Annotated in this window: 23 protein-coding genes, 1 tRNA gene and 1 other RNA gene; 6 read left to right on the forward strand and 19 right to left on the reverse strand. The window is 60.7% G+C overall.

The genetic code is table 11. The annotated features are described in order from the left end of the window. Nucleotides 1–70 precede the first annotated feature (70 nt). Together D2V07_RS13980 and D2V07_RS13985 are read right to left on the reverse strand one after the other, a co-directional pair. On the reverse strand, nt 71–1252 hold the full coding sequence (locus D2V07_RS13980) for a hypothetical protein (protein ID WP_119587563.1): 1182 nt from the start codon (nt 1250–1252) through the stop codon (nt 71–73). Between the two features lie 77 nt (nt 1253–1329). Beyond that, nucleotides 1330–1977: a hypothetical protein gene (locus tag D2V07_RS13985; RefSeq protein ID WP_119587564.1), complete on the reverse strand. Its 648-nt coding sequence runs from the start codon at nt 1975–1977 to the stop codon at nt 1330–1332. A 113-nt stretch (nt 1978–2090) separates the two neighbouring features. On the opposite strand from D2V07_RS13985, the gene D2V07_RS13990 reads away from it, so the two are divergent. Further along, nucleotides 2091–2426 (forward strand): helix-turn-helix domain-containing protein, encoded by a 336-nt coding sequence (locus D2V07_RS13990; protein ID WP_119587565.1) that lies wholly within the window; start codon nt 2091–2093, stop codon nt 2424–2426. Nucleotides 2427–2533: 107 nt separating this feature from the next. Here the strand turns inward: D2V07_RS13990 and D2V07_RS13995 are convergent, their stop codons facing one another. The 4 genes from D2V07_RS13995 to D2V07_RS14010 form a co-directional block, all read right to left on the reverse strand. After that, nucleotides 2534–3175 (reverse strand): recombinase family protein, encoded by a 642-nt coding sequence (locus tag D2V07_RS13995; protein ID WP_119587566.1) that lies wholly within the window; start codon nt 3173–3175, stop codon nt 2534–2536. Between the two features lie 72 nt (nt 3176–3247). Beyond that, complete coding sequence (locus D2V07_RS14000; RefSeq protein WP_158586843.1) at nt 3248–4123, reverse strand: winged helix-turn-helix domain-containing protein; 876 nt, start codon at nt 4121–4123, stop codon at nt 3248–3250. A gap of 68 nt (nt 4124–4191) precedes the next feature. Continuing rightward, the gene (locus D2V07_RS14005) at nt 4192–5928 is read right to left on the reverse strand and encodes a DUF6538 domain-containing protein (RefSeq protein ID WP_147366987.1); all 1737 of its coding nucleotides are present in this window, start codon (nt 5926–5928) and stop codon (nt 4192–4194) included. Between the two features lie 187 nt (nt 5929–6115). Beyond that, nucleotides 6116–6201, reverse strand: a tRNA-Tyr gene (locus D2V07_RS14010). Nucleotides 6202–6352: 151 nt separating this feature from the next. On the opposite strand from D2V07_RS14010, the gene D2V07_RS14015 reads away from it, so the two are divergent. After that, nucleotides 6353–7147, forward strand: a complete 795-nt coding sequence (locus D2V07_RS14015; RefSeq protein WP_119587569.1) for a TrmH family RNA methyltransferase — start codon at nt 6353–6355, stop codon at nt 7145–7147. A 4-nt stretch (nt 7148–7151) separates the two neighbouring features. Continuing rightward, nucleotides 7152–7982, forward strand: coding sequence for a hypothetical protein (locus tag D2V07_RS14020; protein ID WP_119587570.1), 831 nt, complete (start codon nt 7152–7154; stop codon nt 7980–7982). Between the two features lie 91 nt (nt 7983–8073). Here the strand turns inward: D2V07_RS14020 and D2V07_RS14025 are convergent, their stop codons facing one another. The 10 genes from D2V07_RS14025 to D2V07_RS14070 all read right to left on the reverse strand — a co-directional run bounded on the left by D2V07_RS14025 (nt 8074) and on the right by D2V07_RS14070 (nt 19432). Next, entirely contained in the window at nt 8074–8346 is a 273-nt protein-coding gene (locus tag D2V07_RS14025) for an HU family DNA-binding protein (RefSeq protein ID WP_119587571.1), read from the reverse strand. A 244-nt stretch (nt 8347–8590) separates the two neighbouring features. After that, nucleotides 8591–10981 carry an endopeptidase La gene (gene lon / locus D2V07_RS14030; RefSeq protein ID WP_119587611.1) on the reverse strand — a complete coding sequence of 797 codons (2391 nt, stop codon included), beginning with the start codon at nt 10979–10981 and terminating at the stop codon, nt 8591–8593. A gap of 211 nt (nt 10982–11192) precedes the next feature. Continuing rightward, nucleotides 11193–12104, reverse strand: a complete 912-nt coding sequence (locus D2V07_RS14035) for an energy transducer TonB (protein ID WP_158586845.1) — start codon at nt 12102–12104, stop codon at nt 11193–11195. Between the two features lie 76 nt (nt 12105–12180). After that, nucleotides 12181–13089: a hypothetical protein gene (locus D2V07_RS14040; protein WP_147366989.1), complete on the reverse strand. Its 909-nt coding sequence runs from the start codon at nt 13087–13089 to the stop codon at nt 12181–12183. A gap of 5 nt (nt 13090–13094) precedes the next feature. After that, nucleotides 13095–13436, reverse strand: coding sequence for a YbaB/EbfC family nucleoid-associated protein (locus D2V07_RS14045; RefSeq protein ID WP_119587574.1), 342 nt, complete (start codon nt 13434–13436; stop codon nt 13095–13097). Nucleotides 13437–13466: 30 nt separating this feature from the next. Then, nucleotides 13467–15317, reverse strand: a complete 1851-nt coding sequence (locus D2V07_RS14050) for a DNA polymerase III subunit gamma/tau (RefSeq protein ID WP_119587575.1) — start codon at nt 15315–15317, stop codon at nt 13467–13469. A gap of 51 nt (nt 15318–15368) precedes the next feature. Beyond that, nucleotides 15369–15463, reverse strand: an RNA gene (gene ffs / locus D2V07_RS14055) — signal recognition particle sRNA small type. An 82-nt stretch (nt 15464–15545) separates the two neighbouring features. Beyond that, nucleotides 15546–15824 carry an ETC complex I subunit gene (locus D2V07_RS14060; protein ID WP_119587576.1) on the reverse strand — a complete coding sequence of 93 codons (279 nt, stop codon included), beginning with the start codon at nt 15822–15824 and terminating at the stop codon, nt 15546–15548. Nucleotides 15825–15971: 147 nt separating this feature from the next. Further along, nucleotides 15972–18398 (reverse strand): ATP-dependent helicase HrpB, encoded by a 2427-nt coding sequence (gene hrpB / locus D2V07_RS14065; protein ID WP_119587577.1) that lies wholly within the window; start codon nt 18396–18398, stop codon nt 15972–15974. 11 nt (nt 18399–18409) lie between these two features. Further along, nucleotides 18410–19432 carry a polyprenyl synthetase family protein gene (locus D2V07_RS14070; protein WP_119587578.1) on the reverse strand — a complete coding sequence of 341 codons (1023 nt, stop codon included), beginning with the start codon at nt 19430–19432 and terminating at the stop codon, nt 18410–18412. A gap of 64 nt (nt 19433–19496) precedes the next feature. On the opposite strand from D2V07_RS14070, the gene D2V07_RS14075 reads away from it, so the two are divergent. The 3 genes from D2V07_RS14075 (at nt 19497) to D2V07_RS14085 (ending at nt 21385) form a co-directional block, all read left to right on the forward strand. Beyond that, nucleotides 19497–19829, forward strand: a complete 333-nt coding sequence (locus D2V07_RS14075; RefSeq protein ID WP_233548416.1) for a chorismate mutase — start codon at nt 19497–19499, stop codon at nt 19827–19829. Nucleotides 19830–19892: 63 nt separating this feature from the next. Further along, nucleotides 19893–20993: a PAS domain-containing protein gene (locus D2V07_RS14080; RefSeq protein ID WP_267899761.1), complete on the forward strand. Its 1101-nt coding sequence runs from the start codon at nt 19893–19895 to the stop codon at nt 20991–20993. A gap of 17 nt (nt 20994–21010) precedes the next feature. Next, nucleotides 21011–21385, forward strand: a complete 375-nt coding sequence (locus D2V07_RS14085) for a response regulator (protein ID WP_119587580.1) — start codon at nt 21011–21013, stop codon at nt 21383–21385. A 15-nt stretch (nt 21386–21400) separates the two neighbouring features. On the opposite strand, the gene D2V07_RS14090 is transcribed toward D2V07_RS14085, so the two are convergent. The 3 genes from D2V07_RS14090 to D2V07_RS14100 form a co-directional block, all read right to left on the reverse strand. Next, nucleotides 21401–22717, reverse strand: a complete 1317-nt coding sequence (locus D2V07_RS14090; RefSeq protein ID WP_119587581.1) for a sensor histidine kinase — start codon at nt 22715–22717, stop codon at nt 21401–21403. A 94-nt stretch (nt 22718–22811) separates the two neighbouring features. Further along, entirely contained in the window at nt 22812–23489 is a 678-nt protein-coding gene (locus tag D2V07_RS14095) for a response regulator transcription factor (RefSeq protein ID WP_119587582.1), read from the reverse strand. A gap of 114 nt (nt 23490–23603) precedes the next feature. Then, nucleotides 23604–23912, reverse strand: a complete 309-nt coding sequence (locus D2V07_RS14100; RefSeq protein ID WP_119587583.1) for a hypothetical protein — start codon at nt 23910–23912, stop codon at nt 23604–23606. Nucleotides 23913–23974 lie beyond the last annotated feature (62 nt).

Genomic DNA, 23974 nt, shown 5'->3' on the forward strand with positions numbered 1-23974 from the left:
TCAGAGGGCGACATGCCAGATGGGCTAGCTCCAGGTGTGATTGGTAGCGACCGCGCTCTGTAGGCCATTGTCAGACGCTGACAGCGGCTTGGCGTCGGATTGCATCGAGTTTTGGAAGTAGGTTTAGTTCGAACAGAATATCTTCGTTGATCGAGTTTTCGTGGCCAAAGACCTCAAGAGCGCAGGCACTTGAACGAATCGGCTCAATGCCGACGCTACTCAAGCGACGATCGAGACAGCCTCCCTCAAGTGCAAAAATTAGGTTCCCAACGTCTCGAACTCCCAGCGCGCGAAGCTGCTCAGTGCAATTAACTTCAAACTTCTTAATTGCGCGACGACCGATCCGCGTGTGCATGTCGTAGGCGAAGGAGGGATAACTTCCGATCAGCTCCGGTCGCGGTATGTCACTCCGAACCGTGCGTAACAGGGGGTTCTGGTCGGCGAATTGTGCTAGCAAGACATACGGTAGCGCCAGACTATCTCGACAGCGGCTGAGACCCATCCGAACGATGTAATGGAAGATCAGAGGCGCACTCAGGTTGGTCATCAACCTCATCAGCCCTCGCTGTCCCTGCCCTTCAATCGAATTCAATTGTCGGCTGCGCAGTCGGTCAGTTCCATGAAGCATCCAAAGCGAAACGAGTTGCGTTGTCGATCCAAAGTTCTCCCTTCGGACAAAGTTCGACAGAGCTACTGTATCAAGGCACGAAACCCGCTCCGCTTTCTTGCTGGCCTCATTGTCGTATTCAATTAGGCTAAGCAGGTCGCATGCGAGGCGGCTTTTCATGGCGCTGCTCATTCGGACAGCGAGGTGAACCGCTAGCCTTTCTTCGCCGAGAGATCGGCGGCGCAGCTTATTGCCGAGAATGGCTAAGGTCTCTGAGACTAATTTCAGATCGCCGAGACCCACATCTTCAAGCGCAATGATAGCAAGGCGGCGAAATGCGTGGTCCGGATCAATTCGGACACTGCTGCGAGCGTATCGCTCAGCCAACTCACTATGACCACGCCGGATGGACTTTTGCAGTGCGCTTGTCGTCAACCATTTGTCAGCGGTGTAGAGTGACTCGTGCTGAAAGGGACGTACCCCGCCTTCTAGCACCGCCCTTTCAACGTCCTCCCAGAGAAAGGTGTCGATCGATCTTAAGTTCGAGTCTTTGACGACACCTTCGCTGCTGATTGCTGGCTCCGTCGCTGCCCTGGTCAAACACGGTTGGCTTAGCTGGTGGACTGATTCCCAAACGTCGAACATGCGCATCTCCTTATAAGGAGAAGCGTATTCATTGACTCACTGCTCAAAAGTGAAATTAATTGCAGCCCGTGACGGTGCTATAGTCGTTCGACGGCACTACCCATTTCCTCTTCGTCACGCTGTTCCTGTTCCGAGATCAGATCAGTATGACTTATGGCCAAGCAGAGCAAATTAAGCCTGCCACATCTAGTCTCTAGCGTGATTGACGAAACCGAGTTGGCCCAGAAGAAAGTTTGCTTCTCGAACTGTGCACCATATGCATTCTGCACAATTTCGCTTTCGATGGTAGGCGTGCCGTAAACATCGCTCATCGGGATGAGCATCCCGTCAAGATACTCCATGTTGGATCGGACGATTATTTTTGCCAGCTTTCTCTCGCCGTTGTGCGTGATGAACTCAAAATCTACATAGCCGCCGCCATCGCCTATCGCAGTGAACATCTGGCTTTTTCGGTCTGGCAACACTGAGCCAATTGTCCCCGCATGCCACTGGCAAATCAATTTAGCCCCACTCTCTTCACAAACAGTCTCGGGAGCGAGCCGGCGGGCATCATTCGAGTCTGTAGGTATCGTGACAGATTCGAAGGCGTCTAACGTCATACCCACAACCGCTCCCCGAAGTCCGTAGGGCTCTTCACTCACTTGAAAAGTCGACGCCATGAGCATGAAGGCGAAAGGGGCAGATATGAACACGATCGAGTTCCCTTGGGGGCTGGTGACATCCATACGCTAAATCGATTGGACAAATTATCAATGGTATTACGCCTACTGGCAATTCCGCAATTTCATTCCCTGCCGCGCGCCCAACCTCAATCCTATGCCGTTCCGAGGAGTTCGGCATGGCGAAGCTACAAATACAATTTGGAAATCTCGTAGCTTCTCACCGGCGACGCTGCGGCCTGACCCAAGCGGCTCTCGCAGAACAAATTGACCTTAGCGAAGACATGATCGCGCGCATTGAAGCCGGAGGCACGGGCGCAAGTTTTAAAACGATCGGAAAGCTCGCCGATGCCCTTGGCGTGACCGCTGCCGCGCTGTTCGACGATACCGTCGGTCTCACAGACAACGATAATCCGGAATTGGCTGTCCTCCGGTCTCGGCTGGCGAAACTTTCCCCATCCGATGTCAAATGGCTGTCAGGCATTGTGGACGCTGCTTTAACACCCAGACGGTGACACTGCGACAGTGTTAGTCAACCCAGGATGAAAGCCTGTTCTTTCAGCCCAATCCGCACGATTTCGCGCGAGTTGGTGACAACCGGCCAAACCTTGTTTGAGCGGCTTCAGAGTTTGAGATAGTTCAGCACCCGAGAGACCTGAGTTGCCGTCCATCGCGCTCCCTCGCGGGTCCGAACATCGCGTCGGTTCAGTTCCTCTGCGGCCGAAGTGTAGGTTCGATTTCGGCTGGAAAACAAACTCTCGAATTCGGAACGAAGGCTCTGAGCAAATTCGATTGCAGCATTTTTGTTTTGACGAGCCAAGGCGGGACCGTTCTTGCCGAGTTTCACTCCTCTGGCCTTGGCAGCGGCGAGAGCTGCTTTAGTCCTTACGGAGACTTGCTCACGCTCGTGTTCGGCGAAGGCGGATAGAATGTGCAGCATCAGTCGGTTAGCATAAGGTGCGTCGCAGGCGACGAACTCCACCCGCGTCTCCATCAGCTGCGAAATGAAGGCTACATTGCGAGCTAGACGATCGAGCTTCGCTATCACAAGAACCGCCTTATTTCGTCGGCAAGCCTCCAGCGCGGCATCGAGGATTGGTCGGCGATATTTCGCGCCAGACTCGACCTCGACGAACTCCTCCAACAGCTCTCCGGAATTTCCGGCCAGGTAAGTTGCTACACTTTGCCGTTGAGCATCGAGGCCTAGACCGGAAACGCCCTGGCGAGTGGTGGAGACACGGAGGTAAGAAACGAATTTTTGCATTTAACTCATACAGATAGAGGTTGGTTTGTGTGTTAAACGCTATTCAGGTTTGAGCGACAGGAAAGAAAAATGTTATCCGAACCCGCCGTCGAGATTAGAGTGACCGGCTTCCAATGAGCCCACAATTGGCTCCGATTTATCCTCCAATGCCTCGATGAGAATATGGAACTGGTCATTTAGTGCCATGGGGCTCGGCCGAAGAGCGTTTACCTTGTGGTCTCGATACCTAACGTCCATGCTAAGCCTGATATCAGGCCACCGGTCGAAAATCTCTTCCAACAAAGCAATGTGAGCCTTCAGGTCGGCTATGCCGGTATTATGAAGCTTGTAGAATAGCTCATCAGCATGGCTCCAAGTGTACCGGCTAGCCATATCCCATGGCGGAAGGCTCTTCTTTGCTAAGAGCGAGGCAATCAGTCGGACAAACTCTTCGAGTTCCTTGGAAGCACGCAGGTATTTAGGCGCCTTTATACGTTCTTCTCCCGATGAGTTAAGTTCCTTCCTGCGGAGTTCTCGTTCTGAAGCGAATGAACCTCTCTCTCTGTCTTCTTGGTTTGAAGTGTTTCTGTAAGTAGTACCGTATCGCAACCTTCGAATGTCGCAATCTCTGTCCTCCGAGGGTTCCTGACGAACACCTTCCAATGCGCGAGAGGAACCACCTCTTTTTCGACTTTCGCCTGCCTCAGATAGGAGTGCCTCAGCACGATCTGCGATGATCAGCCAGGTAACTGGCGAAGGATGTGTCGGCCTAGACCGATACTTGATCTGCCAAAATCCTTCGTCCCTAAGTCGCTTGAGATGCGCATTTATTGTCCGTGCACTTAAACCAAGCACCTTGGATAGATCCGGGCCAGTCTTGTAGAAAGCGGTCTTACCATCAATTTTGTGAGATGAATGTTGAGACCAGTACAGGCATTCGGCGAGCGTGCGCGCCAGAGATGCGGCCATCCCTGAGTCAATCGCCGCGTGAAATATTTCCTGTGTGGTAGCGATCCGAGTTCTTGAAGGCTTTGACATCATTCAGCCTCCGTATTCTCTTCGGGATTCTTCCCTTTCAAGATCCCGATGAGAGAGATCGGTAGCGCCATTGCTCTCACCGCCTCGAACTTTACACTCAGGCTGGGGCCCTCGCCATACAGCGAACTAACTTTGCCGTCACTGTGGCCCATTATGCTGTCGATTGTGTATTGCTGACTATTGGCGTTCCGGAAAGCGTCCTCAATTCCATGTCGGAAACTGTGAAAAGTCAGAGCGAGGTCGGTCAACCCCACGGTGTCCAGCAAACGGGCGAAGAACTTTGAAAATTGGGTGGAAGCCTGACCATCTGCTCCAAGCGTAACCTCAGAGAACAAACGCTTGCTGGGCTTGTCCCACTTCCGTCGCTTCTCAACGAACTCGGAGAAACCTAGCGTCAAGATGTCTGGATGTATCGGGATCTTCCGTATGCCGGCTGCCGTCTTGATGTGTTTGGGATCACCTGAACCCGACACTTCATTTAGGTCAAAATGGGGAATGTGAGTGTTGAGCACTACATCAGACAAGTGTAGTTGAACAATTTCCCCGAGACGCATCCCGCTGTAATACCCTAGAATCGGTATCCAATATTTGGCGTCCGCTACGACAACGTCGCCCGGCTGGAATCTGCGGTGTGCTGATTTTGACCCCGTGAACAGTGGCGAACCAAAGAGCGTCGCCAATTCCATTTCGCTGAACGGACGACGTTTGATGGTTGTGTTAGCATTGGGGATTGACTGCCATCTTACATCTGCAGCGGGGTTTTCAGTTAAGATCCCCTCCTCTTCTTTTGCCCAGCGAAAGAAGGCTTTTGCAGGCTCGAAGATGATGGACGCCGACTTATTGCTCACCCTCGCCCCGGTGTTCTCGGTCAATCGCTCGTGAAATGTCATTTCCCTAGCTCGACCACGATTGGCACGAAGCATGGTGAGGGCATTACGAAACTGTCGAATATCCGCAGCCTTCACTGCAGTTAGTGACCTTTGGTGGCCGAGGAAGTCGCGCAGATATCCAAGCTGCTTCGAGCGAGCTACGAATGTTTTCTTGGCCCAAGACGGTTGCTTGGCTGCGAGATAGTCCGCGATAGCTCCGCCAACCTTAGGCCCCACATGACCAACGACAGGTGCCTCCGCAAACTGATTAGGAAGAAGCTCCCGAAAAAGTGGATCGCTCGGCTGGTAGTCAGCCAGAGGGTCAACCAACCTAGTCTGTTCCAGACGTCGATATTCAACCAACAGTCTCGTGAAGCCGTCGAGCAAGCGGTCTCGAGAATTTGGTGCAATTAATTGCAAATCAATCCCGTGCAGAGCGAAGGCGGCCCGCGCTGCACTTTCAGTCTTCGCGGAGAAAGCCCTACACTCAAGTTCGTCGTGGAGCCGTGCGATCTCAGCATCACTTAGATTTAGCTGTTCATCGATTTCAAGGTCAGGGCGATGAGTCTCGGGCACAAAGGGAGGTCGTTCGTCAACCTCTCGCCGAATGTCGGCAAAACAGGCTTGAATAAGCTTTCGAGCTTGCTCCGGCGTTACGTTCGTATTTTCGTCAATCACTTTGAATGTCTCCATCACTCTGGTTGAGACGGAGGCTGCGAGACGGCGCGCAACAGTTGGCGAGTAGGTCTGCAATGACCTGCAGACTTCCTGCCGACCGACACGGTCTCGCAGACGATCTGGCACCCGCATACGCAGGTGATAGATCCCATTCCGTCGCTTTAGGTGAGGAGCACGGCTTCCGCTCATTGCGGCGAGCTCCGGTTCCGGCCCCACTCTTGGACCGTCCCCGCCGATATTATTCCCTCGGCAGCACGGGGCCGGGTCAAAGCATGAGCACCCCGGCGGATTGTGGTACAACGTGTGTACCACTTAACTAGTAGCCAGCAAAGGCTACCTGTCACAAGCCCGGAGTTCCGGGCGTTCGGTCCGGCGGTGGTGGACAGGGCTGGATTCGAACCAGCGTACGCTTGCGCGGGCAGATTTACAGTCTGCTGCCTTTAACCACTCGGCCACCTGTCCACACCGTTGCCGGAAGCGGGTTTTCGCCCGCATGGGTCCGCACTCCAAAAGAGTGCTTTCCAGCCGAGAGGCGCCCCAATGGCGAAGCGCCGCTTGCCTGTCAATGGGCGTGCTGGCAGGAGGCGCCAAAGTTTGAACAAAGCGAGGCAAAATGGCCAAGGACAAGAAACGACTGCGCGGAAGAGCCGGTCGAATGCAAGGTGGACGCGGCTCGGGTCGCGCCGCCAAGGGTGCCGTGCGCCTCTGGGGGCGCCATGCGGTGGAAGCCGCGCTGATGAATCCGCGCCGCCAGCACCGCAAGCTGTGGGCGACGCGCGAAGGAATCGATTCGCTCGATGGCGAATTGCCCGCCGACTTCCCGCTGGAATATGCCGAGGTCACCGACCTCGCCCGGCTGGTGGCGAAGGATGCGCCGCACCAGGGGCTGGTGCTGGAATGCGAACCGCTGGACGACCTGCACCTGTCCGACGTTCTCGACGGTGATCCGGCGCGGCCGATCATCGTGCTCGACCAGGTTACCGACCCGCACAACGTCGGCGCCCTGCTGCGCTCTGCCGCGGCGTTCGACGCTGCCGCCATCGTCACGCAGGATCGCCATGCCCCGCCGGAGGGCGGCGTGATCGGCAAGTCCGCATCGGGCGCTCTGGAAATCGTGCCTTGGGTGCGGGTGGTGAACCTGTCCCGCGCGCTGGAAGATATTGCCGAGGCTGGCTACTGGCGCATCGGCCTTGCCGGAGAGGCAGAGGCGACGCTGGCCGAAGCCCTGCCTACCGGACCGGTCGCCCTGGTACTGGGCGCGGAGGGCGAAGGCATGCGGCACAACGTCACCCAGCACTGCGACGCGCTGGCCCGCCTGCCCATCAGCGAAGCCATGGAGAGCCTGAACGTATCCAACGCGGGCGCGATTGCGCTATATGCGGTGGCGACACGCAACATGGGGGATTGAAATCATGGGCCTAGCTTTCCGCACAAGGCGGCTGTTTGCCGGAGCCACGCTGCTGGCATCCAGCGCGCTTTTGTCCGGCTGCCTTTTTCAGCCGGGCACTTTCGATGCCACGCTGCACATCACGCAGGATCGCCAGTTCGCCTTCACCTATCAGGGCGAAATCGTGATGGCGGGAATGAGCGACCTGGCGGAGATGGCGCAGGAGGCGGAGGAGCAGGAGCCCTGCCATACGGATACCGGCAAGGAACGCCCCTGCACCGAGGAGGAATTGGCCGAACGCGCGCGTGAGGACGCCATGGGGCGGCAGATGATGGAAGGCATGTTCGGCGGCCTCGACATGTCCGACGAGGCGGAAGTTGCCGAGATGGCAGCCATGCTCGAACGCCAGGCCGGATGGAACAGCGTGGAATTCGTGGGCGACGGGGTTTTCGTCGTCGATTTCTCCATTACCAGCGTGCTGGGTCACGATTTCCATTTCCCCACGTTCGAGGATGTGCCGATGTCCAACTCCTTCGTTCAGGTGCGCATGCGCGACGATGGACGTGCGCGCATTTCCGCACCCGGCTTTGCACCGACCGGCGGCAATCCGATGGGCGCAATGATTATGGGCATGATGGGCGCATTTGCCGATGGTGCGGCAGAGGGCGGCGAAGAGGTCCCGCAGTTGGATGTGCGCCAGCCTGAGGGGACGTTCCGGATCGTTACCGACGCCAGGATCCTGGCCAACAACACCGATGAAGGGCCGGTGTCGAATCCGCGCGGGGAAATGCTGGTGTGGGAGATTGGCAGCAATACCGTCGCCGCGCCAACGGCCCTGCTGGCTTTCGGCGACTGACCAAAAGAAAAGGGCCGCCCATTCGGACGGCCCATTCTCCCCTGTATGTTCGGCGCGGGTCGGCGCCCCGGTACCCCGGCGGAACCTGGTCTTAGTTGACCGCGTCCTTGAGACCCTTGCCAGCCTTGAACTTGGGCTGGGTGGATGCCTTGATGGTCATCGGCTCACCGGTGCGCGGATTGCGACCCGTGGAAGCCTTGCGCTTGGCAACCGAGAAGGTGCCAAACCCGACAAGCCGCACTTCATCGCCCTTGGAAAGGGTGCTGGTGATCGTATCGAAAACAGCTTCGACGGCCTTCGTCGCATCGTTGCGCGAAAGGCCGCTGGAATCCGCGACTGCGCCGATCAGTTCATTCTTGTTCATGTTCTGGAGAACCCCCTCACTAGTTCTGTGCTAGAAATTCAAATTCTGAATCGCTTTGCGATGGCGGGAATTGAGCGAGTTTTCCCGCCCGAGTCAAAGGCAAAGCCGCTCAACTGGCAGGATTTTTGAGGCAGCACGTAGCTTTATCTCACGAAAGGCCATGAAAATTGCTCAACCAGCCCGGCCGCGGGCAGGAAGATGGAGGCCACCTCCCCTGCCCGCGTGATTACCGGGACACCGCGACTCAATGGGCAGTGGTCGCCGTCAGGTCTCCGCCCGGCACACCGTGGGGCTGGCTGGCAAGGTCATCCGCCTCGGTCCACTCGATTGGCGCAGGGATAGCGGTAAGCGCATGTTCCAGCACCTGGTCGACGTGGCTGACGGGGATGATTTCCAGCCCTTCCTTCACGTTGTCGGGTATCTCGGCGAGGTCCTTCTCGTTCTCTTCCGGGATCAGCACGGTCTTGATGCCGCCGCGCAGCGCCGCAAGCAGCTTTTCCTTCAGCCCGCCAATCGGGAGCACGCGGCCACGCAGCGTGACCTCGCCGGTCATCGCCACGTCCGGACGTACCGTGATCCCGGTCAGCGTGGAAACGATGGAGGTCACCATGCCGATGCCCGCACTCGGCCCATCCTTGGGCACCGCCCCTTCGGGCAGGTGGATGTGGATGTTCTTGCGCTGGAAGATGCTCGGCTTGATGCCATAGGCCGGTGCGCGTGCCTTCACGAAGCTGAAGGCGGCGGCGACGGATTCGTTCATCACATCGCCCAGCTTGCCGGTCGTCTTGGCCTCGCCCTTGCCGGGCGTGGTGACGCTTTCGATCGTCAGCAGTTCGCCGCCGACAGAAGTCCAGGCAAGGCCGGTAACGGCACCCACCTGCGCCTCTTCCTCGGACATGCCGTGCTTGAACTTGCGCACGCCCATGAAGTCGCCGAGGTTCTCGGGCGTGATCGTCACGCTCTCCACCTCTTTCTCGAGGATCTTGCGCAAGGACTTGCGGCACAGCTTGGCAATCTCGCGCTCCAACGTACGCACGCCAGCCTCGCGGGTGTAATAGCGGATCAAGTCGCGCAGGCCGTCTTCTGTCAGCTCGAATTCGCCGTCTTTCAGGCCGTGGTCGCTAACCTGCTTGGCGATCAGGTGGCGCTGGGCGATCTCGACCTTCTCGTCTTCCGTGTAGCCTTCCAGCCGGATGATCTCCATCCGGTCCAGCAGCGGCTGCGGCAGGTTGAGGCTGTTCGCGGTGGTGACGAACATGATGTCCGACAAGTCGATATCCAGCTCCAGGTAGTGATCCTGGAACTTGTTGTTCTGCTCGGGATCAAGCACTTCCAGCAGCGCTGAGGCCGGATCGCCGCGGAAATCCTGTCCCAGCTTGTCGATCTCGTCGAGCAGGAACAGCGGGTTGCTGGTGCCGGCCTTTTTCAGGTTCGATACGATCTTGCCCGGAAGCGAACCGATGTAGGTGCGGCGATGGCCGCGGATTTCGGCCTCGTCACGCACGCCGCCCAGCGACTGGCGGATGAACTCGCGCCCGGTCGCCTTGGCGATGGACTTGCCAAGCGAGGTCTTGCCCACGCCCGGAGGACCGACGAGGCACAGGATCGGCCCCTTCAGCTTGTTGGTACGCGCCTGCACGGCGAGGTATTCGACGATGCGATCCTTCACCTTTTCCAGCGCGTAGTGATCGGCATCCAGCACTTTCTGCGCCTTGCCGATATCCTTCTTCAGCTTGCTCTTCTTGCCCCACGGCAGGCCGAGCAGCACCTCGAGGTAATTGCGCACGACCGTCGCCTCGGCGCTCATCGGCTGCATGGAGCGCAGCTTCTTCAGCTCACCCTCGGCCTTGGCGCGGGCTTCCTTGGAAAGCTTGGTTTCCTCGATCTGCTTGGCAAGTGCGGCCAATTCGTCGCCGTCCTCGCCCTCGCCGCCCAGTTCGCTCTGGATCGCCTTCAACTGCTCGTTGAGGTAATATTCGCGCTGGGTCTTCTCCATCTGCCGCTTCACGCGGCCACGGATCTTCTTCTCCACCTGCAGGACGGAAAGTTCGCCTTCCATCACGGAGAAGACCATTTCCAGCCGCTTCAGCGCGTCGCTTTCGCCCAGCAGCTGCTGCTTGGTGTCGACTTTCGCGGCAAGGTTGGCGGAGATGGCATCGGCCAGCCGGCCGGCATCATCGATGGCTTCCAGCTCTTCCTCAAGCTCGTCGGACATCTTCTTGTTCGACTTGGCATATTCGGTGAACTGGCCCAGCGCGCTGCGCATCATGGCGGAGACTTCGGTGCCGCTGGCGGTGGTTTCTTCCACCTGCTCCGTCTGCGCCATCACGTAGTCGTCGGACAGGCGCATTTCGGCCAGCTTCGCCCGGTACTGGCCTTCCACCAGCACGCGCACGGTGCCGTCGGGCAGCTTGAGCATCTGCAACACCTGGGCAACCACGCCGAGATCGTAGAGGTCTTCCGCCTCGGGATCGTCGCAGGACGGGTCTAGCTGGGCGACGAGGAAAATGTCCTTGCCGTTCTCCATCGCCGCTTCCAGCGCCGCCACCGACTTTTCGCGCCCCACGAACAGGGGCACCACCATGCCGGGAAAAACGACGATGTCGCGCAAGGGAAGAAGGGGGAATGCAGTCATTTCAATGTCCATAATTCTGGCCAAGTTTCTGGCTTGATGCCGAATATGGGGGCGACGGCCCGTCCCTGCAATGACGCGGTGAGGCTAAGGGGTGGATAGCTAACCTGGAACACCTGGAACAGTGTCCTGAAGCCAAAAGCCGGACCGTTCGGGAAAGGCGTTTCGATAGCCGGTCCAGCGCGAGGGAGATGTTACCATCTCACCCGGTTACCTACCACGACATGAGGTAGGAAATGGCCGTTGTCCAGTAACTGGCAACCGGGTTCCCATCGGCGTCGAGCGCGGGTTCGAACTGCGCCGGCATCAGGCTGTTGCAGGCATCCTCGCGGAAAGCTTCCTGCTCCACGGGAAGCTGGAAATGGCAGCCGGTTACGGAGCCCTGCTCGTCGATATCGAGCCGTATACGCAAGCGGGCGCTCTGGTTGGTATTCCGCATCGCACGCGGGTAAACCTGCTGCACCCGCCGCGCGAGGCGGTGGCCGTTGCGCGGCGTGGCATGGCGGGAAAGCGTCTGCTGCACCGCCGGATCGAACCCCCAGCGCCGCTCCATCTCGCCGGTACATTCGCGCATTGCATCCATCGGCGGCTTCATGCTGCCGGTACGCAGGGTAACATCCTCGCCGAAGACCTCACCAACCGTGATTGTCTCGACGCTGCTTTCACGGTCGGAAAGAGCGGCCATGTCCATGGCCAAGGCCTGATAACGTAGCGTTCGCTCATCCTCATCAAGGTCTCGCAATTCGGCCTTTGTCGCAGTGGAAAGCATGCTGTCGCCCAGCAAGACTCCCTCGAGACCGCCATCGTATTCGACGATCACCGCATCGCGCGGCTTCCAGCTATCTCCGTCGCTACCATAGCGGATCGTCGGGCTTTCATCGCCGACTGCGAGATCGGGGCTTACCAGCAGCATCTGATAGGAAAGACCCGGCGCGAACTGCCGCAGCTCGAAAAACACGCCCTCCCCTTCGGAGCCGAACCCCCTGCGCAGCACGCAACTGTCGTCGTCGTAGTTCAGCTCCCAGTGAGAGCTTGGAGCGAGCACGCGGCCATCCTGCGCAGCGGCAGGCTGGGAGACGAGAACGACCGACATTGCGGCCACGGGGATCATGCGAATCAAGGACATGGGCGCGACTTTTATTGCCATATGCTGGGAGTGCCTAGCGCATTCTAAGCTCGGCGATCATGGCAAACGGCAAGGATTATTTGGTCAATTGGGTGACGCTTCTGTCGGCTCTTATCGAAAAAAGGTAGATGCTCTGGATTTCGTCGCCGTCGCTATTCTGCGCCGGCAGGAAGTTTCCATCTGCAATGGCAAGAGGGCAGAACTCTCGTGCGAAGTCCGCTTGTTCAACTGATACCATAGGGCGACATTGGCTTACGCTACCATCCGGCTCGACAGTCATCACCATGTGATGCGCTTTGCGGAAAGCTATCCTCTCGATGTTGTTCGGCATCCTTCTAATCGCTGAGCCTATCCACGACCCGCGCCTTGGCCAGTCCGCCACCCGAGACAGGTCTTGGTGAGCCTCCACATCAAGGCCCCAACGATCAATCAAATCGGTGAGGCATGATCGCATGGCGTTGAAGGGTTCGTGCATCGATCCGGTTGCCAGTCGGATATTGTCGGAGAAAATCCGTTCAACCGATAAATGGTCTGCCGCCGCTTCGGCTACGTCCCGCTCTTCATCCACAATTGCCAGCCATGCTTCGCTGCTGCGGGGAAAGTTCGGATAAAAAGACAGCCGAACCGCATTCAATCCATCTTCCAGTTCGAAATGCTCAAACTCAGTCGTTCGCGAATCACGGAAATTAGATCCAAAAGAAAGACGACCATCCACTCGCTCCCTCACGTCCATCGCGGAAACGATGGTCGTAACGATAAGGTCGCTGGGCGCATAACTGCGAAATTCCAGCAATACCCAATCCGTACCCTCGCCAAAAGTGCGGCTCAGAGCGCAGTTCTCATCCGCCATATCGAGATTCCACGGCGACGACGGCGAAAGTGCTTCCTCCTGCGCGGCGGAGGGCAGCGGGATGGTCAGGACCGAAAGCATCAAGGCAGATGAGGTTGAGTGCCTCATCCCGAAAAAGCTCTTTCGGAGCGCCATTGGGATCACCCCATACCGGGCAGATTGAACCCCGGAGGCAGGCCCATGCCCTGCTGCATTTCCGCCATGTGCTCGCCCGCCTTGCGGTCGGCCTTGTCGCGCGCGTCGTTGAAGGCGGCTGTGACGAGGTCTTCGAGGATCGCCTTCTCTTCTTCCTTGAACAGGCTGTCGTCGATGTTGACGCCGATGATGCGGCCGCGCGCACTGGCGCGTACCTTAACCAGACCGCCCCCGGCGCTGCCTTCCACCTCGATCTGGTCCAGCTTCACCTGCGCATCGTTCATCTGCTGCTGGATCTTCTGCGCCGCTTCCTGTGCGGCCTTCATCATTTCTTCCATGTTCTGCATGTTCTGCTCCTCGGGAGGACAAGTGTTGTTCTAGGCGCTGCGAGACCAATTCCTGTGGCCGCGCGGGGGTTCCACGTCTTCGACTGGGCGCGCGTCGGGAAAATGCTGGCGGACGGCCTGCATCATCGGATGCTGCTCGATCCGCTCCTTTTCGGCCTTTTCTGCAAGCTCCACCTGCTCGAACAGGCTGGGCGCGCCTTCGCCCTCGCCCTTCGTGATTTCCCAGCGCTGTCCGGTCACGGCATTCAGCACCTGCCGCATGGCAGGCGCGATGTCGTCGTCGAAACCGCGGGGCTGGGAATAGACCAGCTTGCCGGGTGCCAGTTCGATCACCCGAACCTGCCGCGACATGATGGAGGCGGCGGACATGGCATTCTCCACGCCGCTGTTGTCCACCTGCTGCACTAGGTCGTGCCAGCTTATGGCCTGCGGACCGCCGGTGCTGCCGCCGCCAGCCGCGCCGGTGCCGACGGCGCCTGCCAGGGCCGCGTTCTTCAGTTCCTTCGCCAGCTTGCCCGGGTCGGGCATGTCGGCGGCATGCAACACGCGCAGCAGCGCCATCTGCGCCGCGACCAGCGGATCGGGCGCGGTGCGCACCTCGTCATGGCCTTTCAGCAGCAATTGCCAGAGCCGATGGACCTGCCCAGCGGAAAGCTTCTGCGACCACTCGCCCAGAGCCTCGCTCTCGTCTGCGGTGGGCGCATCCGCCTCGCCATCGGCCACCTGGGCCACGGCGATACGGTGCGTGAATTCCATCAGTGCGCGCATCAGGGCGATGGGTTCGACGCCCAGCGAATATTGCTGATCGACCGCGGCCAGCAGCGCCTTGGCATCGCCTTCCAGCAGGTGCTGGAACAGGCGGCGCTGGGCGCTCTTGTCGGCAAGGCCCAGCATGTCGCGCACCTTGGAAGCGCGCACGGTCGTGCCGGATGACCCTGCATCCATGTCCGCATGGGCAATCGCCTGATCGAGGATCGACAGGCCGTCGCGCACCGAACCCTCGGCCGCCGCGGCGATCATTGCCAGCGCCTCGTCCTCGGCCTCCACGCCTTCCTTGCGGCAGATGGTGGCAAAGTGATCCTGCAGCATCTCGCGCGGGATGCGGCGCAGGTCGAAACGCTGCGTGCGGCTGAGTACGGTGACCGGCAGCTTGTCGACTTCGGTGGTGGCGAAAAGGAATTTCACATGCGCGGGCGGTTCTTCCAGCGTCTTCAGCAGCGCGTTGAACGCGTTGCGCGACAGCATGTGAACTTCGTCGATGATGTAGATCTTGTAGCGGGCTGAGACTGCGGAATAGCGCACCGCCTCGATGATCTCGCGCACGTCGTCCACGCCCGTATGGCTGGCGGCGTCCATCTCGATCACGTCGATGTGGCGCCCCTCGGCAATTGCCCGGCACGGCTCGCACACGCCGCACGGATCGATGGTAGGGCCGCCCTGCCCGTCGGGGCCCACGCAGTTGAGCGCCTTGGCGATCAGGCGCGCGGTGGATGTCTTGCCCACCCCGCGCACGCCGGTCATCAGGAAGGCATGGGCCAGCCGGTCCCGCTCTATCGCGTTGCCCAGCGTGCGCACCATCGGTTCCTGGCCGATCAGTTCGCTGAAGGTCTGCGGGCGGTACTTGCGTGCCAGCACGCGGTACGGCTGCGCGGGATCGGGCAGCGGCGCGGCGGCACTCGGCTCTGCCGCAGCAGGTTCTTCGGGCGCGGGGGTGGTCTGGACCGGGGGTTCGGGCGCGGTTGGCGGCGGCGCGGGTTCGGGATCGCCGAACATGGAGTTCTGGCCTGCCGCTTCCAGCTCTGCCGCCGAAGGCTGCGCCTTCTTGTCCTGCTCGTCACTCGCCCACGGCGGGGTATCCGGGTTTTCCGGGGAATCACTCATGCCAGCAAAGGTAGGCGCTGCCGGCCGGAATGTCATTGCAACAATGTGGTGGAAAAAGGAGCCGAGCGACCCGCTGCCATTTACCTGGGCTGCTACCTTCCGGTCCTGACCCGGTGAGCAAACGCGAACGTCCACCCGACTCCCGGCGCGCCATATGGCGGGGACGGCTCGGGATTTCAACAGGAGAGTTTAGTCGAACGCGTGGAGGCGCGCTAACAAGAACAAACCCTACCTGAAATTATCGGCGTAGGCTTGGATCTTCAGCTTCTTCGGCGGAACCGAGTGCACGCGCGCGGCGATGCCGTATTTCGCGGCATAGGCTTGCGCGGCCTCGCAGGTCGGAAACTTCAGCTGCACCTGCTGGCGCGTGTCGCCGCTGCCCGCCCAGCCCATCAGCGGATCGGGCTTTTTCGCTTCCGCAGGCACGAAATCCAGAACCCACTGGTCGGTAAGCGCCTTGCCGGACTGCATGGCGGTTTTCGGGCGTTTGTAGATGCGAGCTTCCATAATGAAGCGGCCTTAATGCAGGTTTCGTCTTTGCTCAAGCATCGACGCGCCTCGCGTGTCGCAAGGGCAACTGCCCGCCCGCAGCGGGCGCAGCTTGCCTGCGCATCTAGCGAGGACGCTTCGACGGAGGTCGAAGCGCAAAACGAACTAGCGGTTAAAGGCGTTCTTGGTCTTCAGGCTGGGTTTTTCGGTCCACGGCTCGTCCGGCCAGCGGTGCTTGGGATAGCGGCCCTTCATGTCCTTGCGCACATCCTCCCAGCTGCCCCGCCAGAACGCGGGCAGGTCACGGGTCGACTGGATCGGGCGACCGGCGGGACTGGTGAGCTTCAGGAGCAAGGGTGTGCTGCCGATCTGCGGATGGCGGTCCAGACCGAACACCGCCTGGACGCGAACCTCGACGCTGGGCGCATCGTCGCCTGCGTAGTCGATGGCGTGCGTCGTGCCTGCTGGACTGGTGAATTCGCGCGGAGCGGCCGTATCGAGCGCCTGCCGCTCTTCCCATGAAAGCAAGTTGAGGGCCGCTTCGGCAAAGCGAGAGGCGGGCAGGTTCAGGTCGCGGCGCCCCTGCAGAAGCGGAGCCAGCCACTCTTCTGCCCGCGCGCCAAGCGCGATCTCCGACAAAGCCTCTACCCCGGCAAAACGGGCTCGCGCGAGAAGGCTGCGGGGGAGCAATGTCCCCAATTGTTCCCCCGCTTTTTCCACAAGCATATCCACAATCGCCCGCGGGTCCGGATCCGGATCGGGCCCACTTGCCAGGGTGATGGCACCCAGTCGCTTTTCCAGCCGCACTTCGACGCGTTTTTCGCTGGAATTCCAGCGCGCTATCGTACGTTTCTCGATCCTGTCCGCGAAGTGTTTCTCGACCTCTGCGGCCGACAGTTCTGCCGCCGCGGTGATCCTCGCGCCCTTGGCCTGGCCTTGCGCATCCGCGATGGCCAGCCATTCGGCGCGGGCCAGCGGAGAGGCGGGATCGAGCATGAAGCCCCTGCCCCCGGCAGACACCCAGTTCTCTCCAGAGGCATCGCGGCGACGGGCAAGGAAGCCCGGTCGGCCCATGGCGAGAAAAACCGCAGGGTTTCCGCCATCACGTCGCGGTGAACCGGCAATCAGTTTTTCCGCCAGAGTGGCCCAGCGCCGCGCCAGCTTGCGTGAGGCGTCGGCGCGCTTGCCGCGATCACCGTTCCAGCGCTGCAGGCGGCTCAGCAGGTCTTCGCCCCTCCCACCAAGGCCGCGCTCCTGCGAAAGCAGGACGAGCCGCGCGGTATCCTCCGCCTGACCGTGCACGGCCCCGAACAGGACGGCAGCCGCGCCTTCGGGGTCGAGCGGGAGCGCCGCGATCTTATCGCCCCATTGGGTGAGCGCGCCGGTATCGTCCAGCGCCCCAAGCGCGCACAACCGGTCCCTCGCGGAAGCGACAGACGCCTCTGGCGGCGCATCGAGCCATTGCAGGCTGGCCGGATCGGTAACGCCCCATTTCGCCAGGCTCATCACCAGCGGGGCGAGGTCTGCGGTCAGCATTTCGGGCGCATCGAACTCGGGCCTGCCGGCATGGCCGCCCTCTTCCCACAGGCGATAGGCCACGCCCGGCCCCTGCCGCGCCGCGCGCCCCGCCCTCTGCGCGGCGGCAGCTTGACTGGCTCGCTGGGTTACCAGGTGCGTCGTGCCTGCCGCCCGGTCGAATTCCGCCCGCCGGGCAAGGCCGGAATCGACCACCACGGACACGCCTTCCAGCGTCAACGACGTCTCGGCTATGCTGGTGGCGAGGACGATGCGACGGCGGCCTTCGCTATCGCGGCGGATGGCGGCGCGCTGGTCGGCAGGCTGGACTTGTCCGTGGAGCGGCAGGACAGGCACCCCGGCAAGGCGCTCTGCCAGCCGTTCGCGGGTCCGCTCGATTTCGCCGACGCCCGGCAGGAACGCCAGGATATCGCCGTCCTCCTCTCGCCATGCCTGCAACACGGCGGACGTCATCGCATTCTCGATCCGCTTTTCCGGCGAGGCCCCCAGCCATTCCAGCCGCAGGGGATGGGCCTTGCCTTCGCTCTCCACGACAGTTGTCCCCTCGCCCATAAGCCGCGCGAACCGGGCGCCGTCGATGGTGGCGGACATGACGCAGATGCGTAAGGTTTCGCGCAGCACCTGCTGGCTTTCCAGCGCCAGCGCGAGGCCGAGGTCACTGTCGAGGTGCCGCTCGTGCGCCTCGTCGAACAGGATCGCGGAGACGCCCTCCAGTTCCTGATCCTCCAGCAACCGGTTCACGAGGATGGCCTCTGTCACCACCAGGATACGGGTGGCCGCGGACTGCTTTGAATCGAGCCGCGTCAGGTACCCCACGCGCTCGCCGGGTTTCTCACCTAGCAGGTGGGCAATGCGTTCGGCGGCGGCGCGAGCGGCCACGCGGCGCGGTGATGTGAGGATGATCTGGCCGGTACACCATTCTTCACCGAGCAGGGCCGGTGCGACAGCCGTCGTCTTGCCTGCGCCCGGCGGCGCGACCAGTACCGCACCGTTGCCGTCACGCAGGGCGGACAGCAAGTCCGGCAGAACCGCATGAATGGGAAGGTTTTGTGCCACTGCCCCGCAGGTCAGTAGCCGCGCGCCACGGCGAACTGGGCGGCTTCCACCATGGCGCGGCGGGCGGCGGAATCGGGGAAGATCGACAGCGCATTGCAGGCCCGTTGGGCAAAATGACGGGCGCGTTCACGGGTTTCTGTGACACAATCGTGCTTGCGGATCAGCGTTACCGCGTGAGCCAGGTCTTCATCTTCGGTGCTGAAGCCCGCGATGGCATCCTGCCAGAAGCGGCGTTCCTCGTCATTGCCGCGGGCGTAGGCCAGGATGACGGGCAGGGTCATCTTGCCCTCGCGGAAATCATCGCCCCGATCCTTACCCATTTCGGCAGCGTCGGAATCGTAATCGATCGCATCGTCTACCAGCTGGAACGCGATGCCGAGGTTCCGGCCGTAGGAATCGAGCGCCATCTCCTCTTCCTCGCCGCGTTCGGCGACGATGGCGGAAATGCGGCTGGCGGCGGCAAAAAGGGCTGCGGTCTTTGCGCCGATGATGTCGAGATAGCGGTCCTCGCTCGTCTCGATCTTGCGCTGCGCCGTCAGCTGGTCGACTTCGCCCTGCGCGATGATGGCGCTGGCACCGGAAAGGATCTTCAGCACCCTCAGGCTGCCGTCTTCCACCATCAGTTCGAAAGCGCGGCTGAACAGGAAATCGCCGACGAGAACTGTCGCCGGATTGCCATAGACGATGTTGGCGGCGGACTTGCCACGGCGCATCTCGCTGCCGTCCACGACATCATCGTGCAGCAGCGTGGCGGTGTGGATGAATTCCACCGCGGCGGCCAGCTTGTGATGGCGCGTGCCCTGGTAACCAAGGACTTCTGCGCCCGCCAGCGTCAGCATCGGGCGCATCCGCTTGCCGCCACCTGCGATCAGGTGCCCGGCGAGCGCGGGAATCAGGGGAATTTCGCTCTGCATCCGGTCGAGGATGATGGCGTTGACCGCGTTCATGGGCGTCGCCGTAAGCGACAGGATCGGTGTCAGCGTGGGAGGGGACGCATCCGGGCCGCGCTTGATGGGGACGACGTTGTCGTTCATGCGGCTCTCAATGGGGATGCACTGGGCGGTTGGCAAGCGCGCATTTCTCCCGCAAGGGGAAGCCATGTCCAATTCGCCGCCGCAACCAGATCCGACGCCTGCCATGCAAGACCCCAAGACCGATCCCGTCCTTGCCGTTTACCGCAAGAGCATCGACAACATCGATGCAGCCCTCATCCACATGCTGGCCGAACGCTTTCGCATCACCCAGGCTGTGGGCGAGTACAAGGCCAAGACACAGCTTCCCCCTGCCGATCCGAGCCGCGAAGCGCGCCAGATCGAACGCCTGCGGAAGCTGGCGGCAGAGGCGGACCTCGACCCTGAGTTCAGCGAAAAGTTCATCCGCTTCGTGATCGACGAGGTCATCCGTCACCACCGCATCGCACAGGGCGATTGAGCGCGTAAACATTTGTTACTGCGCGCTGGAACCGGAAAACCGATCTGAGCGTTGGGGTGTCCAATGGACAAGCCAGTTAAACCTAAGGCCGGGAGACCCTCGTCACCGACGGGCCAGGCTTATGACAACCGTCCGGACTTCGACATGAGTCCGGAAGAGTTTCGCAAGGCGCACCCGGAAAATGAATTTGCGGGCGCATCGGGCGTGCTTTTCGAACAGGCTATGGCGCAAACGCGCATGGCGATCTGCCTGTCCGATCCGCATGCCGAGGATATGCCGATCGTCTTCGCGAACAGGGCATTCCGCGAACTGACGGGCTATTCGCAGGAAGAGATCGTCGGGCGCAATTGCCGCTTCCTGCAAGGTCCCGATACCGACCCGCGCGAGGTCGCCAAGATCCGCACCGCGCTGGAGGACGAGGATGTCACCGTCGTCGAAATCCTGAACTATCGCAAGAACGGCGAGAAGTTCTGGAACGCGCTGCACATCGGCCCGATCTACAACAACGCGGGCGAACTCATTTACTTTTTCGGCAGCCAGTGGGACGTTTCCGACGTGCGCGCCGCGCGCGCTGAGGAGCTTTACGCCAAGGAAATGGCGCGCGAACTCTCTCACCGCATGAAGAACATGTTCGCCGTGATCTCCGGCATCGTGAACATCACCGGCAGGATGCGCGGTGTCGAGGCGGAGGCGCGGGAGATCAATCGCCGTGTCCAGGCGCTGGGCCGCGCTTACGAGACAACCCTGGACGAGGCTTCGTCGGGCGACATTGCCATCGGCGAAGCGATCCGCGCCATCCTGGAGCCCTATGACCTGGGCACCGGCAGGCTGAAGATGCAGGGCAATGGGCTTAAGGTGCCCTTTGCGGTCGTGTCCGGCGTGGGTGTGACCTTGCACGAACTGGCCGCCAATGCCGAAAAACACGGCGCGTGGTCGACAGATGAAGGCCGGGTGGAAGTCAGCTGGCGCGCAGCGGGCGAAAACAACGGCGATCTTGTCGTGACTTGGCGCGAAAGCGGCGGTCCCGATGCCTCCAGTCCTTCGGGCGACAGCGGTTCGGGAAATGCCATTATCGACCGGCTGATACGTCATGCCGAAGGCAATATTACCCGCGAATGGAAGCCCGGCGGTCTCGAAGTGACCATCGAATTTCCTGCTAGATAACGAGGAAAAAACGACCAATGCCGGAACACTCCATCCTTCTGCTGGAGGACGAACCTCTCATCCTGATGGATCTGGAGTTTGCCGCGGAAGACCAGGGCTGCCGCGCGTTCTGCGCCTCGGGCGTAGATGCGGCCATGCGGCACCTGAACGACAACAGGATCGACGTTGCGGTGCTGGATGTGACGCTGAAGGGCCAGGAAAACTGCGTACCCGTTGCGAAGGAACTGGACCGGCGGGGCATTCCCTACCTGCTCCATTCGGGCGACCTGAACCGGGCGGACGAGACTGTTCGCAACCTGGGCGCGAAACACCTCCCCAAGCCTGCAGACAGCGACGTGGTGATCGAAACCGCGCTGGGCATCCTGCGCGAAAAGGCGACAGCGGACAGCTAGGCTACGCGCAGGGCGCTATTCGCTGGCGCGCGGCAGCCGCAAGGTTATCAGCAAGCCGCCAAGGTCCTCGCTTTCGCCAAGCTGCACGCTGCCCCCGTAAATCTCGGCAACGTCGCGAACGATGGCCAGGCCAAGTCCGGTGCCTGGCTTCTCGGTATCCAGTCGCGCACCCCGGCCGAAGATTTCGACACGTTTGGCTTCAGGGATACCCATGCCGTCGTCCTCCACCATCACCGCGCATTGCTGCGCGTCGGGTGCGGCATCGACAGTGACGAACACACTTCCCCCGCCATATTTCGCGGCGTTCTCTATCAGGTTGCCCAGCAGCTCTTCCAGATCCTGCTTCTCCACCGCGACATGGGCACCGCTGTTCCCGTCGATATCGAAGCGCACATCGGGATAGAGACGGCCCACCGCGCGCTCCACCGCGACGGCACTGTCCATCACGTTTGCGCGGCTGAGGCCGACTGCCCGCCGGCCGACAGCGCGCGCGCGGGCAAGGTGATGGTCGACCTGCCGCCGCATCGTCGCTGCCTCGCGCAGCACGGTTTCGCCAAGATCGGGAGCATCGGCGCTGGCCGCATTGGTGACCACCGTGAGCGGTGTCTTCAGGGCGTGCGCAAGGTTACCAGCATGCCTGCGCGCTTCCTCTGCCTGCAGTTCGGAATGTTCGAGCAGCGCGTTCAACTCGTCGACCATGGGCTGCACTTCGGAAGGTAGCGGATCAGTCACGCGGTTGCTGCCTGAAGAACGGATATGCGCAATCGCCTTGCGCACGCGGCGCAGCGGGCCAAGGCCGTACCATGTCTGTGCCATCGCCATCAGGAACAGGCCTATCCCGAGGACGGCGAAGGACCATGCAACGATCGAGCGAATATCCGCGATCTGCGCGTCCAGTTCCTCACGGCTGCCCGCCACGACGAATTGCCACTCAACCTCGCTGCCCGGCAGGGCTACGGTGCGCTGGGCGATGCGCAGTTCCTCGTTCTCGAACTGGCTGGAGTTGTAGAAGATCGGCTCGTAAGCCTGCGCATCGTCGCGGATTTCCAGCAGGTCGTCCCACAGGGAGCGGGAGGGATAGGGCGGCACCCCTTCCCCGTTGATCTGCCAGTAGAAGCCGCTGTTGGGCTCCAGGAAGCGTTGTTCGCCAAGGATGCGGTTGAAGCGCACTTCGCCAAAAGGGTCCAGCTCTGCCGAAAGGACCATGGCGTTGAGCGAGATTTCCAGCTGCTCGTCAAACTGGCGTTCGATCAGATTGGTAAGCGCCCGGTCCAGCGCGAGGCCGCCGACAAGCAGCAGGGCGAAGATCCACCCCGCCGCGATCAGCATCATGCGCCGTGCAAGGCTACCCGTATGACGCGGCGCAAGAGGAGAGGCGGTGTCGCCCTCCTTCTTGTGCGTCGCCGTGTCAGCCGCTGGCGAGGTGTTACTCGCGGGCGGGATCGTCGGGGTCGTCGAGGCTGTAACCGAGGCCACGGATTGTCGTGATTACGTCTGCGCCAAGCTTCTTGCGGATGCGGGTGACGAAGACTTCGATGGTGTTGGAATCGCGGTCGAAATCCTGGTCGTAGATATGCTCGATAAGTTCGGTCCGGCTGACCACCTTGCCCTTGTGGTGCATCAGGTAGCTCAGCAGCTTGTATTCCTGCGCCGTCAGCTTCACCGGCTCGCCATCCAGCGTGACACGGCCCGAGCGCGTATCGAGGCGCACCTTGCCCGCCGTCAGTTCGGAGGAAGCGTTGCCCGATGCCCGGCGGATCAGGGCGCGCAGGCGGGCAATAAGCTCCTCGGTCTGGAACGGCTTGGCAAGATAGTCGTCCGCGCCCGCATCCAGCCCGGCCACCTTGTCCGACCAGGAATCGCGTGCGGTCAGCACCAGCACGGGAAAGTTGCGACCTTCCTTGCGCCACATGCCGAGCACGGTCAGCCCGTCGATTTCCGGCAGGCCAAGGTCGAGCACGACGGCATCGTAATCCTCGGTGCTGCCGAGAAAATGACCGTCTTCGCCATCGGTGGAAAGGTCCACCGCATAGCCATTCTGTTCCAGCGTCGATTTCAGTTGCTGGCCGAGCGTGGGCTCGTCCTCGACGATCAGGATGCGCATTGTGCTTTATTCTCCCCTGCAATCATGCCCGAAATCATATCGGGTAAGTGGGCTTTTGCCATAAACGCGTCAAGCAAGGGGCTGGTTTCCCCGAATGCGTTATTGTGGAGAGATTCAACGCGAGACGCGCAGGATCCGCGCGGTCTGCGCATCTACATCGACCCAGATCATCCGCCCGTTGCGAATGAACTTCAGCCGGTATGCCTGCGCCGTCGCATCGTATTCGAAACCGATATATTCATCGTCCGGCTCCATGCGCGGAATGATCCGGCGTTCGATATCGCGAATGGGCAAAATGCGGCCCGCCTGCATTTCCGCCCTGGCGCTTTGCTGGTCGCCGCGTCCCTGCTGGGCATGCGCGGGCACTGCGCCGACCGAGGCGGTAAGTGCAATTGCAGCGAACAGGGCGGAAATTGTCTTCATGGTGGGTTTGTGCCTAATGCCAAGGCATTGAACAAGGTGTGAATGTTGCTGGTGCCAAGCGT

It is taken from the genome of Aurantiacibacter zhengii, assembly GCF_003584125.1.
Lineage (GTDB): Bacteria > Pseudomonadota > Alphaproteobacteria > Sphingomonadales > Sphingomonadaceae > Alteraurantiacibacter > Alteraurantiacibacter zhengii.